Raw genomic sequence first — 16,391 nt, 5'->3', positions numbered from 1 at the left:
AGACTAAATTTAAAATGATCGATTATATTTTGCGGAGTAAATATAGAATTGAACAAAGAATTCCTATAGTAAATGAAATTATAAATAACTAGTATTAGAGTAGGAGTAACAATTAAAATTATTTAAAGATACGCTAATATTTAAAAATATTAGCGTAAAGAATTAGTTATGTTTTAGATTTTAGGAACCCAGGAAGCTACCGCCATCTACATGAATAATTTGTCCAGTAACGTAGCTAGAATCATCAGATGCCAGATATACATAACAAGGAGCTAACTCTACAGGTTGGCCAGGTCTCTTCATGGGAGTATCTGTACCAAAAGTTGTAATATATTCCGCTGGATAGCTTGAAGGTTGAAGTGGAGTCCAAGTAGGTCCCGGAGCAACTCCGTTAACACGTATTCCTTTTGATACAAGTGAAAGAGCTAGTGAACGAGTAAAACTTACAATAGCCCCTTTTGTAGCTGAATAATCTATGAGAATTTTATTGCCTCTATATGCAGTAACTGAGCTAGTATTTATAATTGTACTTCCGCTTTTAAGGTGAGGTAGTGCAGCCTTAGTAACATAAAAAAGTGGAAAAATATTTGTGCGAAATGTATCTTCTAATTGATCAGAAGTAATATCTTCTAAGCCGCATTGTGGAAATTGTACCCCAGCATTATTAACTAGCACATCTAAGCGTCCAAAGGTAGAAATTGTGTCAATAATTATTTTTTTACAGAAAGCTTCTTCTCTCAAATCACCGGAAATTAAAAGACATTTTCTTCCTTGCTCTTCTATAAATTTTTTTGTTTCTCTTGCATCCCTATGCTCATTAAAGTATACGATAACGATATCTGCACCTTCTTTAGCAAAGGCTAAAGATACAGCTCTTCCAATACCACTATCTCCACCAGTAATTAGAGCAACTTTGTTTTTCAATTTACCGATTCCAGTATAATCTGGATTATTAAAGATTGGTCTTGGATGCATAAGTGTTTCTAATCCTGGCTGTACAGGTTGGTGTTGTGGTGGAAATGTTATTGGAATCTTTTTGCATTCCTTTTTGTATCCTAAATATGGATAATAAAGTTTCAAATATATTCCTCCTAAATATTGCTCATTCAAGTATATGTAGATACATAATATAATATTTCATTATTTCATTAAGGCATCATATTATGTAGAAAATGAATTGTATTATAGTATAAATGATAAAGTAAATTTTATTAATTCATATGGTAATAAAATAAGTATAATCAAATTATTTGATTTTTAAATAAAACCAAAGCTGTGTATAGAACATTTTCTTATGATGAAAAATAAAGTTAAAATATTTATCGAACTAAAAATGATAATGAATTAATCAAAAGTATATGATATGATTACTAATAATTGAGTCAGAGTTTTTTATAACATTAAATAAGGATAAAGCTATAATCCTTATAAATAAAGGGCTGCAACTGTCAGTTGCGAACATTCAAGGTTTGTTTGGTAGAGTGCAACCGAGAAGAAATGATAGTATAAAGACATCAAATAAAAGGAGGTCTTTACATGACTTTAGGTGAAAAAATACAACAGCTTAGAAAGACTAAAAACTTATCACAGGAACAATTAGCAGAGAAACTTAATGTTTCAAGACAGGCAGTCTCCAAATGGGAGATAGGAGAATCTCTTCCTGATATTAATAAAATAATTCAATTAAGTAAAATATTTCAGGTTTCAACTGATTATTTGCTTTATGATGAAATTGACAGTGATATGAATATTCCAGCAGTAAAAAACAGCAACGACTCTTTAAAGAACCAATATGGTATGAAAACACTATTTATTGTAACTACTGGTACGATTATAATTGGATTAATTATGTCAATTGTGGCTCAATTCACTTGGCAGACTCCATTTTCTATAAGTATTGGGTTTATTGTTCAAATTATTAGTATTATGATCATTGAGAGCTTAAAAGACCGTTATGCCACTGAAGAAGGAAATCAATTAACGAGAAAAAAATTTTATGCACTTAATGTCTGGTTCATATTACCTTTTCCTATAATAATTTTATCTGATATTATTTTTAGATTTATTCCATGGTCTTATAGTGTTATAGAAAAAGCATTATTTAAAGCAGTTTTTTATTTCATAATTTGTGGAATTACTACATTTATCCTAAAAAAGAACTCTAAAATTGATTAAGATTAATGAACGTAATCATTAGTTATAGCTAAGGCACATGCTTCTTATTTATATAACAGCAATAAAACTAAACAATTAATTAAAACATCATAAAATTCAAATTTGAATTTTACGGTGTTTTTTATTAAAATACATCGTAAATGTAGCGACGAACAGTGTTCACCAGAAAATCTAACTTGCTTTCTAGTTATTATGTATTGAATAGAAAGCCAATATTTCAATGAATTATACTTCAAATTAATATATGATATAATTTCTATAGTATTTCAGTAGTAGTTATTGGATGCTTTGATAATAGTGGCTTTGCAAATTTTCTTGAGCTTTTAAAAGACAATTTAGGTAGTGAAAAATGTAAATCTGCTTCAACTCAATTAGAAGTTCATAGGAAGAAATCAATAATCATAGCTCTACAATTAATGAAGCTCTATAAATAATAAGCTATTTAAATATCTTATTATTTTATAAGGTAGTTTTTGATAATCATCATACTGTTCTTTATAGAAAATATGAAAATCATTAAAATTACAAGTGTAAGGTATATATTAGGTAAAAGGAGGCTTTACTGTGGAGATAAAATATACAATAAATTTACCAACAGAAAGGGAGCTCTATTCCTTATATGAGTGTCTTGGGTGGAATGATTTTTTACAATTAAGCCAAGAACAATTACTAAAAGCAATGGAGCAGAGTTGGTATTCAGTCTATGCATATCACCAAGAAAAACTAGTTGGTACTGGTAGAATAGTTTCCGATGGTATTATAAATGCATATCTATGTGGATTAGGGGTAGACCAAAATTATAGAAATAAAGGAATTGGAACTGAGATTAGCAAGAGATTAGTGGAATATTGTAAAAGTTGCAATTTACATATACAATTTTTTTGTGAAGAAAAATTACTTCCTTATTATAAAAATATGGGTCTTGAAGTTTTTGCAATTGGAATGAAAGTAAAATAAATTTAAGAACAGGAGAAAATATAAAAAAATAAAATTAATTTTAAGTATTAACTAAAAATATATTTTAGCTTAAAAGAAATTAAACCACTATAGGATAAATTTATCCTTATAGTGGTTCTTATTGTTTATGAAAGACTTTTTTATAATAATGTTATAAATAAGTAGTATAATTAGAGGTGTAAATATGAATTCAAACATTAGACCAGTATGGGCTGAAATAGATTTAGATACAATTGCATATAACATGAAGCAACTTAAAAGTTTATTAAAGGATAAAGAAATAATAGCAGTAATAAAAGCAGATGCATATGGACATGGAGCTATTGATGTAGCTCCTGTATTATTAGAAAATGGAGCTACAAAATTAGCGGTAGCAGTTATAACAGAAGCTATGGAACTTAGGAATGCAGAAATTGTTGAGCCAATAATAATCTTAGGATACACACCTATAGATTTTGCAAAGGAAATAATAGAAAATAATATAGAGCAAACAGTATATAGTCTAAGCTACGCAAAAGAATTATCAAAGGAAGCAATAAAAAGAGGGAAAAAAGCTAAGATTCATATTGCAGTTGATACAGGTATGGGTAGATTAGGATTTTTGCCTAATGAAGAAAGTTTTAAAGAAGTTTTAGAAATATGCTCGTTGGAAGGGCTTATAATAGAAGGAATATTCACTCATTTTGCAAGTTCTGATGAAGAGGATAAGGGATATACTTATGAGCAGTTTAGAAAGCTACAAGAATTCTCTAATAGACTTTCTCTTAAGGGAATAAACATACCACTGAAACATGCAGCTAATAGTGGAGCCATAATAGATTTACCAGAGACTTATTTAGATGGAGTTAGAGCTGGCATATTATTATATGGATATTATCCATCTCATGATGTAGATATAAAGAAAATAACTTTAAAACCTTCTCTTACTTTAAAAACTAAGGTTGCACATGTTAAAAAAGTAGAGAAGGATATGTATATAAGCTATGGAAGAACCTTTAAAACAGAAAGAGAAAGCATAATTGCTACTTTACCAATAGGTTATGCAGATGGATATTCAAGGCTTTTAAGTGGAAAGGCTAAGGTTATAATAAATGGGAAGTTAGCAAAAATAGTAGGAAGAATATGTATGGACCAATGTATGATTGATGTAACTGATATAGGAGAAGTCAAAATAGATGATGAGGTTATACTTATTGGACAAGATGGAGATTTAAATATTGATGCAGATTATATAGCAGAGCTTATGGAAACTATTAATTATGAAGTGATTTGTATGATTAAACATAGAGTTCCTAGGGTATATATTAAAAATGGAGAGATTATAAAGATTAGAAATTATTTTTAATTTCTAATCTTTATTAAAATTATCACTTCAGATTCTTAATTTAGATAGATTATTCTTAAATTGTTAATGTTATAAAAGATTTTAACAATACTGTAATGATTTAGTGATACAATAAGAAAAAGATGTATAAGAGAGGAGAGAGGTAGATGAGTTTTACTAAGATTACCGTTAGATATGCAGAGACTGATGCTATGGGAGTAGTACATCATGCCAATTATTATTTATATTTTGAGGTGGCTAGAGAGGACTTAATTAAGGAATTAGGAATTTCTTATAAGGAACTAGAAGAAAGTGGAGTTATGCTGCCACTTGTAGAAACTCAATGTAAATATATGGAAGCCGCTAAATATGATGATAATTTAGTAGTAGAGGCTACTATTAGCCAATTGACACCAGTTAAGGTTAGGGTTGCTTATGTTATTCGAAGAGAAGAAGATAATAAAATATTAGCTAAAGGAAGTACTCTTCAAACCTTTGTAGATAGGAAAACCTTCAGAATAATTAATTTAAAGAATTTCAATAAAGAGCTATGGGATAATCTTATGAGTAATTATCAGTGTCAATAACTTATGCAATTAAGAATTGACGATTGACAATAGAAAATTGTTTATACTTCTCTTTTATAAGAGAAGTTTTAAATTTATATACTTTAAAAGTGAGGAAGTCACTTTTATTAAAAATCTATTAAAGAAATTAGGTTGTAAATTATAATATTTAAAGACATAGGTATATTGGAATATACATTATTTTACCTATAGATTAAAATATCTTAAAATGTTGATATGAAAAACTCCTCCTTAGTGAGATGATTAAATTATAATTAATCATTAATCTCTCTAAGGAAGAGTTTATGGGGTAATTAGGCATCTTAAAGAAAATAATAAACTAAAGATGCCTTATGGAATTTACTATTTAGTGTAATTATCGAAATAACCTTGAATATATATAATAGGTGTACCTTTATCTCCACTTCCTGAAGTTAAATCAGAAAGAGAACCGATAAGGTCAGTAAGTCTTCTAGGAGTAGTACCTTGTGATTCCATAGCACCTACAAGATCTGACTCTTTATTTTTAATATATTCAGAGATAGCTTTTTTAAGTTCTTCTCCTTTTAAATCAGCGAAGTTATTATCAGCAAGATATTTTAATTTAACTTCATTAGGTGTACCTTCAAGTCCTTTAGTGTATGCTGGTGATACAACAGGATCAGCTAGTTCCCAAATTTTTCCCACTGGATCTTTAAATGCACCATCTCCATAAACCATGACTTCAACAGTTTTTCCAGTCTTTTCTTTTAATGCAGCTTGTATACTATCAACAACAGGTTGGCAGTCACGAGGGAAAAGTTTAACACTTTCTTCTGTAGCCTTATTTGAACCTAAAAGACCATAGTTTTCATTATAACCACTACCATCTACTGATGTTGATAAAATATTATCTAGGCTATAAATTTTTTCTCCGCCATTAGCTTTTAAAATTCTTTTAGTTCTAAATCTTGTATGAATATCGCAAGTAAGAACATTTTTTGTATAATCTAAAATTGTTTTTGGATTATTTGAGAATATTATTTCGCACTCAGTACCATATTCTTCAATTAGAGATTTATAATAATCAATATAGTCAACACCAGTAAAAGGATGTTTGTTATATCCAAAATGGTCACGGAATTGTTTTTCAGTTAAAACATCTGTCCAAGGATTCACACCTTTTTCATCAAGCATATCTATATCTACTAAATGATTACCTACTTCATCAGATGGATAGCTAAACATTAATACAATTTTTTTAGCTCCTTTTGCAATACCACGTAAGCAAATTGCAAAACGGTTACGGCTTAAAATTGGAAATATAACACCAACAGTATCATCACCAAATTTTGAATTTACATCTTTTGCAATTGCATCAATGCTTGCATAGTTTCCTTGAGCACGAGCAACTACAGATTCAGTTACAGTAACCACATCTTTATCATTGATAGAAAAACCTTCTATTTCTGAAGCTTTTAATACGCTATCTACAACAATATCTGCTATATTGTCTCCTTTATTTATAATTGGGGCACGAAGACCTCTAACAACAGTTCCAACTATTCTTTCCATTTAGAATCTCTCCTTAAGTATTATTTATTTTAATTAAAAATGTACTTTACTCTTTTACTATATACTATTTTTATGGTATAAGTAAAGTAAATAGATATTATATTAGATATAAGGAGAGCTTATATGATAAACAAATTAGATTTATACAAGATTTTCTGTCAAGTAGCTGAATGTGAAAGTTTTTCTAAAGCTTCTAAAATACTTTATATGACACAACCAGCTGTAAGCCAAGCAATTATGCAACTTGAAAAAGAACTAGATATAAGACTTTTCACTAGAACACCTAAAGGAGTTAATCTTACCAAGGAAGGACAACTGCTATATGAATACACAAGTTCCGCTATTAATTTAATTAGTGTAGGAGAAAAAAAATTAGAAGAGGTTAAAAATTTAATGGTTGGAGATTTACAGATAGGTGTTGGAGATACTATTTCACGATATTTTTTATTACCTTTTTTAGAGAAGTTTCATAGTAAATATCCAAATATTAAGTTAAAAATAATTAATCGAACAACTTTAGAACTTTGTGAAATGCTAAAGTCAGGGGAAATTGACATTGCAATTGGTAATTTGCCTATTAAAGATTCTTCTTTGGAGATAAGAAAATGTATAGATATTAGAGATGTTTTTGTTTGTGGAGAAAAATATAAAGAAAAATTATCTGAACCTATAAGCCTTGAAGAGTTAGCTGAGCTACCACTTATATTACTTGAAACTAATTCAAATTCAAGATTGTATGTAGAAAAGTATATGTTATCAAAGGGAATCAAAATGAAACCAGAAATTGAACTTGGTTCTCATGAATTGTTATTAGAATTTGCAAAAATAAATTTAGGTATATCCTGTGTTATTAAAGAATTTTCACAAGAATATTTAAAAAATGGATTATTATATGAAATAAAGCTCACTGAAGAAATACCTAAAAGAAGTATAGGAATTTGCTTTTTAAAAAATATATCTTTATCACCTTCCTCAACAAAATTTGTTGAAATATTAGAAAGTGAATAGAGTTAAAAGAGTAGAGATTAAAGAAGCTCTAAAGTTATGCTAGGTAAAAATTATTGATGTATTTCTAGAACATAGGGCTTATCATGCAGGACAAGCCCTATGTTATGTCTTATTTAGTTATTATGTTGTTTTTTATATATAATAAAAATTATAAATACTATTATAGTTATTAAAGCTGACAATAACATAAATATATTATTAATTAGGAAAGTCTTTATTGATTTATCTTTATAGTTATTTTGATTTGTGTCTCTATCTTGTATGCTTACATTAGTTGCGGTAGCAGATTGTTTTTTATCTTCATCAATCTTTTTTTGTGCTTCAAAGTACATTCCTTCATTTATATATTGTTGGTAACGAAGTACCATTTCATATGGTTCGCTTATAAGTTCTAAAGTTTTATAATCTTCAGATGTGCATTTAAATATCCAAGTATCATTAATTTTATTATCATCTAATAAAACTGCTACAATAACATCTCCAATTTTAGGATTGTCATTTGTTCCATAATATTTATCGAATTTTTTTACTTGAACTTCTGTTTCTTCAATACTTCCCATCATAATGGTTAATGGCTTAATGTTATATAAGTTAGTATCAATATCAGTGATTTTACCTATAAAAAGTGATTTTTGTTCACCTAACATAATTGATTCTGGCATATCTCCTGCAAAAACGTTTGTACTTATAGATAATAATAAAATAAGAATGATAACAGTAACTTTTTTAATCATCCGAAACCTCCTAAAAATATTCATAATATATAATTGAAATATTAATAAAAGACCTATATTTTACATATATGCAACTAATTATAACATAAAATACTAATTTCTTTATTTATATGAAAATATTCTTATTGTATAAAAGAATACCACAGGTTATACCTGTGGTTCTAAAAAGCTTTTAGCTATGAGTATAAAAAAAGATCCTCCTTTAGTAAAATAAGTATTAGGTTTGCCGACCAATACTTGAAATACAAAGGAGGAGTTCATAATGAACAATAACAGTTTAGCACATAGCAAATGGAATTGTAAATATCACATAGTGTTTGCACCTAAGTATAGAAGACAAATAATATATGGAAAGATAAAAGTTGATATTGGAGTAATATTGAGAAAGTTATGTGAACATAAGGGTGTAGAAATAATAGAAGCAAATGCATGCAAGGACCATATACACATGTTAGTTAGTGTTCCACCTAAATTAAGCATAGCTCAGTTTATGGGATACTTAAAAGGAAAAAGTTCTCTTATGATTTTTGATAGACATGCTAATCTAAAATATAAATATGGAAATAGACAATTTTGGTGCAAGGGATATTATGTTGATACAGTTGGGCGTAATAAAAAAGTAATTGAAGAATATATAAAAAATCAAATACAAGAAGATATAGCATATGAGCAATTGAGTTTAAAAGAATATATTGACCCGTTTACGGGTGAGCCAGTAAAGAAGAGCAGATAAAATAAACCCCTTTAGGGGTAGTTAGTAAAAATTTGCGGTTGGCAAACCGTTCGGCGTGCGAGCAGCACAGCCAGTAATATGCCCTTATAGGGCTAAAGCAAACCACCCGTTTTACGGGTGGTCCTGATTTTAGTAAATATAATCTTTGAATTATATATTTTAAGTAGTAGATTTATGAAATTCATATAAAAGGAGCTACAGAATTTTCAGAGTATTAATTAAAGGTTGACTCTTAAGATAAGGAGAAAATATTAGATGAAGCTTTGAAAAACAAAAGGAATCTTAAATGAAAAAATATTGTTCTTTATGATGGTGGTTGGAATGAATGGAGTGGAAACAACGGAAATCCAGCGGGATCTATAGAAACAGTGTATATGATAAATTATCCTTAAGACTAAAGATAATTTATGGATTAATCTTATTAGTAATAATTTTAATAATTTTAGGTGTTAAAACTTATAAAAAATTTAATAAGCTTAAGTATCCTATTGGAGTTATAGCAATTACTTTATGTTTAATTTTCTTTGGAGTGGTCTTTAATTCAGAAGTCTTATTATCTTGCTATGTAATTTTAATAGGATTTTCAATAGTATTGATCATAGAACTATTAAAGATTATATTTCTTTAATTTTTACTATAGAGCTGTATTTTTGCTGAGTTTCTTTTGAAGCTCAGCCTTTTCTTTTAAACTAAGAAATAAATTATATTTTCTTTACAATATGAAGAAGATTAAAGTATAAAATATATTTTAATAACTTATTGCTTTAAATATGATTGAAGGAGATTGCATAAAATCATATCACATTATATTTATGATACAATCTCCTCTGTTAATAACAATAGATAACAAGTATATATATTTATTTTGTATATATTTTTTGAACAATACTTGGCAAATCATTGTATTGTATTTCCTGCCAATAAGTGACACCACGGAATGGTGCAACATATAATTCTAAATAAGCATTTTCTCCCAGCTCTTTGCTTGCAGTAAATGTTAGAGTTTTCACATTGCCTTTATTATCATATGAATCTAGGGTATATTCATATCTATTATCGTCATTTAGAAATGTATTTTTATTATTTATAACAGTATAGTAAATACTTTTGCCTGCTGGGTTTTCTGGTGTTAATTTATCTGGATTAAGAAATAAAATTAAGAAAGAAACTATCATAAGTATTATTAAGCATATAATAGAAAAAAACTTTTTCATTAAAATCCCCCTTTCTATTTTTTAAGCTATTATGTCAGTCTTAGTAAGTTTAGTGATTGTAAGATAAGAAAATGTACTTATGAAAATTAAGTTCATTAAAATAAATGTAGTATTTTCCACAATAGTTAAGCTTTCTTGGCTTAAAACTCCCATACCAATTGTGAAAAATGAATATGGGAAAAACATACCAAATTTCATGACATATACTCCTAACCCTATAAAAGTTGCACAAACACAAATGCCAATAGGCGCTGCAAAGCTGCGGATACGGATAGATATCCAAAGTTGTATTGAGCCTATAGATATAGATGCTAACCAACCACGAAACATCCAACCAAAAAGTTCTTTTGGAAGTGGTGATGAAAATTCAAAAAGTTTTCCAGAAAGAAGATAAAAGCTAATAAAAAAGGTTTGTACTAAAAAAGTTAGAAATCCAACTATTAATAATTTAGATATAAATATACTTGAGATTGACACAGGAGCTGTCATTACTGTATTCCAATTTTTATTCATATGTTCTAGTCTACAGACATAAGCACAAAGAATAGAAATAAGGATAGGTAGAAAGAATTCACCATAAAATAGACTTACTTGTGTCCAAAGACTATACCATTCATTTTGCAAAATCCCCTGATTAAAATAGAAATTTGCTCCTCCAATCAATATACTGACAATTGGAAGTATAATTAGGATAAGCCATATATGAGAATGGCGAAGTTTAAGTAATTCAGCCTTAATACATTTTTTAATCATTTAAAATCCCTCCTTTATATTTCTTGTTTAGAAACATGAGCGTTTCCAGCAACATAAAAAACTATTCCCATTAATAAAGCTATAGCTATAATTTTAGGGTCAATAGTACGTATTATGTATTCTGCTGACGTACCATTATATATATAGGTTACAGGGGATAACTCTGTGTAATAAGACCAAATAAAGATACGACGTAAAGATGTTGGGAAAAGTGCTGCTGACATTCCTAAAAATCCACCAATCATTCCTAAACATAGAGCAAAAGCTTGATTTTTAATGGAGAAAGATATCCATTGCTGCAATGTAAGTATAGCCATATTGGTAAGCATAGTAGATATTATAAATCTTATTAATAATGCAATAGGTATATAGCCTGGTACGTTTTTTACTATACCAAAGATTGAGATAGCAAGAACTTGAATAATAACTCCGTAACATAGTAGTATGGCAGAACATAAATATTTGGATGCGTAGATGTGACTAATTTTCTTATTTGTGGATAATAAGAGTTTCCATGTATTGCCTTTATGTTCCATATCACAAATACGAGAAGCTACAATTGCTGAAATAATTGGTAAAAATAGTCCATTTATAGAAGATATAGCTGCAATAATTGCTTCCCATTTTACACTTTCTGGATTACGACTCATGGACATACTTATAGCCATAAATGCCCATAATATTTCTGCACCGATGAATATGGTAATCATAGATAATATACGTTTCCGACGTAATTTATAAAATTCTAATATAATTGTTCTCATTATAGGCTTTGCCCCTTTCCTGTTAATTCTAAAAATACACTTTCTAAATTCCTCTTATGCTCTTCAATACGGAAAACATCTATACCAGACTCAATCAAAAGTTTGTTTACTTTTGCTATCTCATTATCTTTCATATCTCCTAAAGTCAGAGAATGATTATTAACAACTGGTGAAAACCCTTTATATTGAAGTAAATTTGCTGCTACTTCATTATTTTGTGTTTTAATAGAGATATAAGGCTTGCTCATATTTTTTAATAAGTCCATGCTGCCTTGAAATAAAAGTTCGCCATGGTTTATGATGCCAACAGATGTAGCTATTTGCTCAATTTCTGATAGCAAGTGGCTAGAAATTAAAACAGTAATTCCATATTGTTGTGGTAAGCATTTAATAAGTTCACGAATTTCTCCTATACCAGCAGGATCAAGGCCATTTGTGGGCTCGTCTAATATAAGCAGTTTAGGAAAATTGATTAATGCCATTGCAATGCCAAGACGCTGTTTCATACCTAATGAATATTGTGATACTTTTTTATCCTTCTGATTTTCTAATCGAACAATTTGTAAAGCTTTGTGAAGATTTTTATCTGGCGCACCACAGAGATGTTGCATAATACGCATATTTTCCATTCCAGTAAGATGACCATAATAGGAAGGAGACTCAATGAGAGAACCTGTATTGCTTAAAATATAGTGACGATTTTTAGAAAGTTCTTTTCCAAAAACGTTAATCTTACCATTAGTAGGTTTTACAAGACCTAATAACATTTTGAGAGTAGTAGATTTTCCAGCTCCATTAGGACCGACAAAACCATAGACATCACCTTCATAAATTGTTAAATTTACATTGTTTACTCCATAGATTTTATCGTAGCATTTTGAAAGATTATGTGTTGACACAATTGTGTTCATTTTTTTCACTCCTTTTATTTTAAAAAATTTTCTCTAGGAGTAGTGTAGCATCACAACCTTTCTTTCCACTTACAAGAACCTTACGACAACCTTAAATTTATGTAATGAGAAGAAGTTTATTAGAAATTACAGAATTTGTATTATATAATAAAGTTGGGTGATGAAATATGGAAGATTTAAAATATAGAAAGATACTCATTGTTGATGATGAGATTGAAATAAGAAATATGGTAGAAATTTTTTTACGTAAAGAAGGATTTTCACGAATATATCATGCATCAAATTGTAAAGAAGCTTTAATGCTATGCCAGACTGAGAAGCCTGATGTTGTTATTTTAGATGTGATGTTACCAGATGGTGATGGTTTTTCTTTGCTTTCCTCCATACGTAAATTTTCACAATTACCTGTTCTCTTTTTATCAGCAAGAGGAGAGGATGAAGATCGTTTGTTAGGACTGGGCTTAGGAGCAGATGATTACATTGTGAAACCTTTTTTACCTAGAGAGCTTACACTTAGGCTTATGGCTATATTAAGACGGGTTTATAACTCATCAATTAAGGAGAGCTTACCTATTTTTACTGTTGGTGATTGTATTGTGGATTTGGAAAGTGCAATGGTACGCAGCGAAAAAGGTGAACAACCATTGACTGCTAAAGAACATGCTTTACTTTTAAAACTCTATGAAAATAAAGGACGTATTACTACAAGTGATGCCCTGTGTCAATCTGTATGGGGAGATGATTATTTTGGTTATGAAAATACTTTAATGGTTCATATAAGGCGTATTAGAGAAAAGATTGAGTCAGAACCATCTAAGCCTAAATATCTAATTACTGTTAGAGGACTTGGGTATAAACTTATAGTAGAGGAAAAAGAAATATGAATGGCGCTTATAAAATTTTAAGGCATTTCATAAGAGCAACCATACTCATATCTATTGCCTTGGTAATTTTAAATTTTATTATGCTTGGAACACTGATATTTAAAGGAATGAGTGAACCAAAAGAACAATCGCCTTTTAATACAGTTAAAATGGTTTCAGAAGGATTAAATAATAATGGATTAAGTTATAACTTGAATAATGAAGCTAAAAAACTATTAGAAGAAAAAAAGGCTTGGGCTATGTTAATTAATAAAGAAGGCAATGTAATATGGAATGAGAGAGCGCCAAAGGAGGTTGCTAATACTTATTCCCTCACAGATGTAGCACAATTTTCACGAAATTATTTAATGGATTATCCTGTTTATGTATGGGAACATAGCGATGGACTTCTTGTTGTTGGATACCCAAAAGATAGTTTTGCTAAATATCAGTTTAATTTTCCTGTAGAGTGGGTAAGTGCTTTGCCTTTAAGAATATTATCTTTAATAATAATAAACATTCTTTTAGCATTGTTATTATCACTTTTGATTGGTTCTCGTTTAATAAAATCTATAAAGTCTATTATTGGTGGCATTCATGCACTAACGGAAGAAAAGCCTGTAGATATTGAGTCTAATGGCGTCTTAAGTGATCTTGCAGAAAGTGTTAGTTATACTTCTAAACTTTTAGAAGAAAAAAATACTGCATTAAAGGCAAGAGATGAAGCACGATTCAATTGGATTGCAGGTATATCTCATGATATACGAACACCACTTTCAATAATGCTTGGCTATGCAAGTAGCCTTGAGGAAAATGAAACCATAACTTTGGAGCAGCGCCAGCAGGCAGGTATTATCCGTCATCAAGGGGAAAAATTACGCTCTCTTGTGGCAGATTTAAATATGGTATCAATGTTAGAGTATGATATGCAACCACTAAATAAAAAGATACTTAAATTATCTTCACTTGCAAGAAAAGTAGCATCAGAGTTTTTAAATAATGGATTAGATGAAAAATATACTATAGAACTAAATATTTCAGAAGAATATATAAAAATAAATGGGGATGAGAAGCTATTAATTCGTGCAATAACCAATCTTGTTCAAAATAGCATTATTCATAATAAAGAAGGATGTAGAATATTATTACAATCAATTTTAGATGAAGATAAAAAAACTTGTTGGTTTATTGTATCAGATAATGGCAGAGGTATTCCACAAAGTGAAATACCAAACTTATTGGAATTACCCTATTCTTCTAAAAGAAAAAACTTTATTCATAATGGACATGGACTAGGTTTACCTATGGTTTCAAGGATTATTAAAGCTCATAATGGTGAATTTATACTTGAAAGTGAGGAAGGAAAAGGATTTAAAGCAATCATTATTCTACCGATTATAGAATATTAAATAAAATTAAGTGTAAGTAAATTAAGCAGGATAAAATTTACTTACACTTTTTATAATTGTTTAGATAATATATTCATAATTTAGCTATTTTTTATTTTTATAAAAGCACTATTTAAGGCAGAATCTACATTTCCATTATTTTTTCCTCCACCCTGTGCTAGGAACTCACTTCCACCACCTCTACCGTCAATTAAAGTTATAGTATCTTTAAGAAGATCATTCATACTTATATTTTGTATATCTTTTGATTTTGCAAATATTAAATTGGCTTTTTCAGAAGATGTAACAGCCATTAGGGCAATGGTTTTAGGATTATCAGTAATTTTTGAAACCAATTTACTTACATATTTCAGATCTTCATTATCATAGATTTCTTTAACTATAGAAATATCACCTATTTTTTCAGCAGAATCTATGATTTCACGGGTTTTATAATTAGTAAGTTCAATTAGGGCTTTTTTATTTTCTTCCGCAGTATTCTTAAGCTCTTCATGTAAGTTTTTTATACCCTTTATAGCTTCTTCTTCATTGGTATTTAAATATCTACATATAAGATTCATATAGTGATCTTTTTTTATATAATCTTCAACAGCTCTGTTTCCTGCTAAAAATTCTATTCTAGTTGCTTTCTTATGCTTTTCCCATCTTTTTATTTTGATTACTTGAAGTTCTAGTGTTGAAGAAGGATGCACACCACAACAAGCATTTATGTCTAAATCTTCTATTTTAACTACTCTTATTTGTTCATCTGTTTTTGGAAGATCTCTTCTTAGATTTAGTTTTTTTATTTCCTTTTTATTTGGCAATAGAAATTCTACCTTTAAGTTGGTATGAATAATTTCATTTGCCATAGCTTCAGCTTTTCTAATGGTTTCCTCATCTAAAATACCTTCTATGTCCACTGTACTAACGAATTGTCCTAAATGAAATCCGCAAGTATTGGCATTGAAAAATTTAAAGAAACAGCCAGAAAGTACGTGTTGGCCTAGGTGCTGCTGCATACCATCAAATCTTCTTATCCAATCTATAGAACATTTAACTCTATGTATTTTTATAGGTTTCTTTTCAGTGACATGATATATAACTCCATTTTCTTCATATACATCTATAACATTTAAGTTTTCTATTAAACCTAAATCGCAAGGCTGACCACCACCACCAGGAAAAAAAACTGTTTTATCTAGTACAATATGAAATTTATCATCAATTTCTTTAACGTCTATAATTTCTGCTATAAAATCTTTAATATATTGATTTTCATAATAAAGTCTCTCCATTTAACATTCTCCTTTATTTAACACTTATACAATTGAAAATTGACTATTGACAATGGCGAATTATGGATACTTCTCTCATAAGAGAGAAGTTTTAAATTTCTTTTAAAAGTAACAAAGTCACTTTTATTGAAAAGCCTATTAAAGAGATT

At 29.1% G+C, this 16,391-nt stretch carries 17 protein-coding genes; 9 read left to right on the top strand and 8 right to left on the bottom strand.

Annotated elements, in window-relative coordinates:
• Positions 1-180: 180 nt before the first annotated feature.
• The gene (locus tag ACY1IQ_RS16495) at positions 181-1,080 is read right to left on the bottom strand and encodes an SDR family oxidoreductase (RefSeq protein WP_461614995.1); all 900 of its coding nucleotides are present in this window, start codon (positions 1,078-1,080) and stop codon (positions 181-183) included.
• A gap of 456 nt (positions 1,081-1,536) precedes the next feature.
• On the opposite strand from ACY1IQ_RS16495, the gene ACY1IQ_RS16490 reads away from it, so the two are divergent.
• The 4 genes from ACY1IQ_RS16490 to ACY1IQ_RS16475 all read left to right on the top strand — a co-directional run bounded on the left by ACY1IQ_RS16490 (position 1,537) and on the right by ACY1IQ_RS16475 (position 5,043).
• The gene (locus ACY1IQ_RS16490) at positions 1,537-2,175 is read left to right on the top strand and encodes a helix-turn-helix domain-containing protein (protein ID WP_461614994.1); all 639 of its coding nucleotides are present in this window, start codon (positions 1,537-1,539) and stop codon (positions 2,173-2,175) included.
• A 564-nt stretch (positions 2,176-2,739) separates the two neighbouring features.
• The gene (locus ACY1IQ_RS16485) at positions 2,740-3,132 is read left to right on the top strand and encodes a GNAT family N-acetyltransferase (RefSeq protein ID WP_461614993.1); all 393 of its coding nucleotides are present in this window, start codon (positions 2,740-2,742) and stop codon (positions 3,130-3,132) included.
• A 184-nt stretch (positions 3,133-3,316) separates the two neighbouring features.
• Entirely contained in the window at positions 3,317-4,477 is a 1,161-nt protein-coding gene (alr, locus tag ACY1IQ_RS16480) for an alanine racemase (protein WP_461614992.1), read from the top strand.
• Between the two features lie 146 nt (positions 4,478-4,623).
• The gene (locus ACY1IQ_RS16475) at positions 4,624-5,043 is read left to right on the top strand and encodes an acyl-CoA thioesterase (protein WP_461614991.1); all 420 of its coding nucleotides are present in this window, start codon (positions 4,624-4,626) and stop codon (positions 5,041-5,043) included.
• A gap of 342 nt (positions 5,044-5,385) precedes the next feature.
• On the opposite strand, the gene ACY1IQ_RS16470 is transcribed toward ACY1IQ_RS16475, so the two are convergent.
• The gene (locus ACY1IQ_RS16470; RefSeq protein WP_461614990.1) at positions 5,386-6,576 is read right to left on the bottom strand and encodes a coenzyme F420-0:L-glutamate ligase; all 1,191 of its coding nucleotides are present in this window, start codon (positions 6,574-6,576) and stop codon (positions 5,386-5,388) included.
• A 123-nt stretch (positions 6,577-6,699) separates the two neighbouring features.
• On the opposite strand from ACY1IQ_RS16470, the gene ACY1IQ_RS16465 reads away from it, so the two are divergent.
• Positions 6,700-7,584 carry a LysR family transcriptional regulator gene (locus ACY1IQ_RS16465; RefSeq protein ID WP_461614989.1) on the top strand — a complete coding sequence of 295 codons (885 nt, stop codon included), beginning with the start codon at positions 6,700-6,702 and terminating at the stop codon, positions 7,582-7,584.
• A 113-nt stretch (positions 7,585-7,697) separates the two neighbouring features.
• On the opposite strand, the gene ACY1IQ_RS16460 is transcribed toward ACY1IQ_RS16465, so the two are convergent.
• Positions 7,698-8,318, bottom strand: coding sequence for a hypothetical protein (locus ACY1IQ_RS16460; protein WP_461614988.1), 621 nt, complete (start codon positions 8,316-8,318; stop codon positions 7,698-7,700).
• A 262-nt stretch (positions 8,319-8,580) separates the two neighbouring features.
• On the opposite strand from ACY1IQ_RS16460, the gene tnpA reads away from it, so the two are divergent.
• Complete coding sequence (gene tnpA / locus ACY1IQ_RS16455) at positions 8,581-9,051, top strand: IS200/IS605 family transposase (protein WP_461612632.1); 471 nt, start codon at positions 8,581-8,583, stop codon at positions 9,049-9,051.
• A 325-nt stretch (positions 9,052-9,376) separates the two neighbouring features.
• A complete protein-coding gene (locus tag ACY1IQ_RS16450; RefSeq protein ID WP_461614987.1) occupies positions 9,377-9,679 on the top strand; it encodes a hypothetical protein in 303 nt (100 codons plus the stop codon).
• 232 nt (positions 9,680-9,911) lie between these two features.
• Here the strand turns inward: ACY1IQ_RS16450 and ACY1IQ_RS16445 are convergent, their stop codons facing one another.
• The 4 genes from ACY1IQ_RS16445 to ACY1IQ_RS16430 are packed head-to-tail and all read right to left on the bottom strand — an operon-like array spanning position 9,912 to position 12,693.
• Positions 9,912-10,265, bottom strand: a complete 354-nt coding sequence (locus ACY1IQ_RS16445) for a YxeA family protein (protein ID WP_461614986.1) — start codon at positions 10,263-10,265, stop codon at positions 9,912-9,914.
• Between the two features lie 21 nt (positions 10,266-10,286).
• Positions 10,287-11,018 (bottom strand): ABC transporter permease, encoded by a 732-nt coding sequence (locus tag ACY1IQ_RS16440; protein WP_461614985.1) that lies wholly within the window; start codon positions 11,016-11,018, stop codon positions 10,287-10,289.
• Between the two features lie 14 nt (positions 11,019-11,032).
• The gene (locus ACY1IQ_RS16435; protein ID WP_461614984.1) at positions 11,033-11,782 is read right to left on the bottom strand and encodes an ABC transporter permease; all 750 of its coding nucleotides are present in this window, start codon (positions 11,780-11,782) and stop codon (positions 11,033-11,035) included.
• On the bottom strand, positions 11,782-12,693 hold the full coding sequence (locus tag ACY1IQ_RS16430) for an ABC transporter ATP-binding protein (protein ID WP_461614983.1): 912 nt from the start codon (positions 12,691-12,693) through the stop codon (positions 11,782-11,784). The genes ACY1IQ_RS16435 and ACY1IQ_RS16430 overlap by 1 nt, the downstream gene beginning before the upstream one ends.
• 167 nt (positions 12,694-12,860) lie before the next feature.
• On the opposite strand from ACY1IQ_RS16430, the gene ACY1IQ_RS16425 reads away from it, so the two are divergent.
• Both ACY1IQ_RS16425 and ACY1IQ_RS16420 read left to right on the top strand, forming a co-directional pair.
• On the top strand, positions 12,861-13,577 hold the full coding sequence (locus ACY1IQ_RS16425; protein WP_461614982.1) for a response regulator transcription factor: 717 nt from the start codon (positions 12,861-12,863) through the stop codon (positions 13,575-13,577).
• Positions 13,574-14,965 carry a sensor histidine kinase gene (locus tag ACY1IQ_RS16420; RefSeq protein WP_461614981.1) on the top strand — a complete coding sequence of 464 codons (1,392 nt, stop codon included), beginning with the start codon at positions 13,574-13,576 and terminating at the stop codon, positions 14,963-14,965. Before ACY1IQ_RS16425 ends, ACY1IQ_RS16420 begins: the two co-directional genes overlap by 4 nt.
• A gap of 80 nt (positions 14,966-15,045) precedes the next feature.
• On the opposite strand, the gene ACY1IQ_RS16415 is transcribed toward ACY1IQ_RS16420, so the two are convergent.
• Positions 15,046-16,242 carry an alanyl-tRNA editing protein gene (locus tag ACY1IQ_RS16415; protein ID WP_461614980.1) on the bottom strand — a complete coding sequence of 399 codons (1,197 nt, stop codon included), beginning with the start codon at positions 16,240-16,242 and terminating at the stop codon, positions 15,046-15,048.
• Between the last annotated feature and the right edge of the window lie 149 nt (positions 16,243-16,391).

It is taken from the genome of Clostridium sp. Marseille-QA1073 (assembly GCF_054863625.1).
This window is presented reverse-complemented; position numbering and strand designations above follow the sequence as displayed.

Bases quoted from the DNA above. Each gene is read 5' to 3' on its own strand.
- ACY1IQ_RS16490 (WP_461614994.1), top strand. From the start codon at position 1,537: ATGACTTTAGGTGAAAAAATACAACAGCTTAGAAAGACTAAAAACTTA.
- alr (WP_461614992.1), top strand. From the start codon at position 3,317: ATGAATTCAAACATTAGACCAGTATGGGCTGAAATAGATTTAGATACA.
- ACY1IQ_RS16475 (WP_461614991.1), top strand. From the start codon at position 4,624: ATGAGTTTTACTAAGATTACCGTTAGATATGCAGAGACTGATGCTATG.
- ACY1IQ_RS16470 (WP_461614990.1), bottom strand. From the start codon at position 6,576: ATGGAAAGAATAGTTGGAACTGTTGTTAGAGGTCTTCGTGCCCCAATT.
- ACY1IQ_RS16465 (WP_461614989.1), top strand. From the start codon at position 6,700: ATGATAAACAAATTAGATTTATACAAGATTTTCTGTCAAGTAGCTGAA.
- ACY1IQ_RS16460 (WP_461614988.1), bottom strand. From the start codon at position 8,318: ATGATTAAAAAAGTTACTGTTATCATTCTTATTTTATTATTATCTATA.
- tnpA (WP_461612632.1), top strand. From the start codon at position 8,581: ATGAACAATAACAGTTTAGCACATAGCAAATGGAATTGTAAATATCAC.
- ACY1IQ_RS16450 (WP_461614987.1), top strand. From the start codon at position 9,377: ATGGAGTGGAAACAACGGAAATCCAGCGGGATCTATAGAAACAGTGTA.
- ACY1IQ_RS16445 (WP_461614986.1), bottom strand. From the start codon at position 10,265: ATGAAAAAGTTTTTTTCTATTATATGCTTAATAATACTTATGATAGTT.
- ACY1IQ_RS16440 (WP_461614985.1), bottom strand. From the start codon at position 11,018: ATGATTAAAAAATGTATTAAGGCTGAATTACTTAAACTTCGCCATTCT.
- ACY1IQ_RS16435 (WP_461614984.1), bottom strand. From the start codon at position 11,782: ATGAGAACAATTATATTAGAATTTTATAAATTACGTCGGAAACGTATA.
- ACY1IQ_RS16430 (WP_461614983.1), bottom strand. From the start codon at position 12,693: ATGAACACAATTGTGTCAACACATAATCTTTCAAAATGCTACGATAAA.
- ACY1IQ_RS16425 (WP_461614982.1), top strand. From the start codon at position 12,861: ATGGAAGATTTAAAATATAGAAAGATACTCATTGTTGATGATGAGATT.
- ACY1IQ_RS16420 (WP_461614981.1), top strand. From the start codon at position 13,574: ATGAATGGCGCTTATAAAATTTTAAGGCATTTCATAAGAGCAACCATA.
- ACY1IQ_RS16415 (WP_461614980.1), bottom strand. From the start codon at position 16,242: ATGGAGAGACTTTATTATGAAAATCAATATATTAAAGATTTTATAGCA.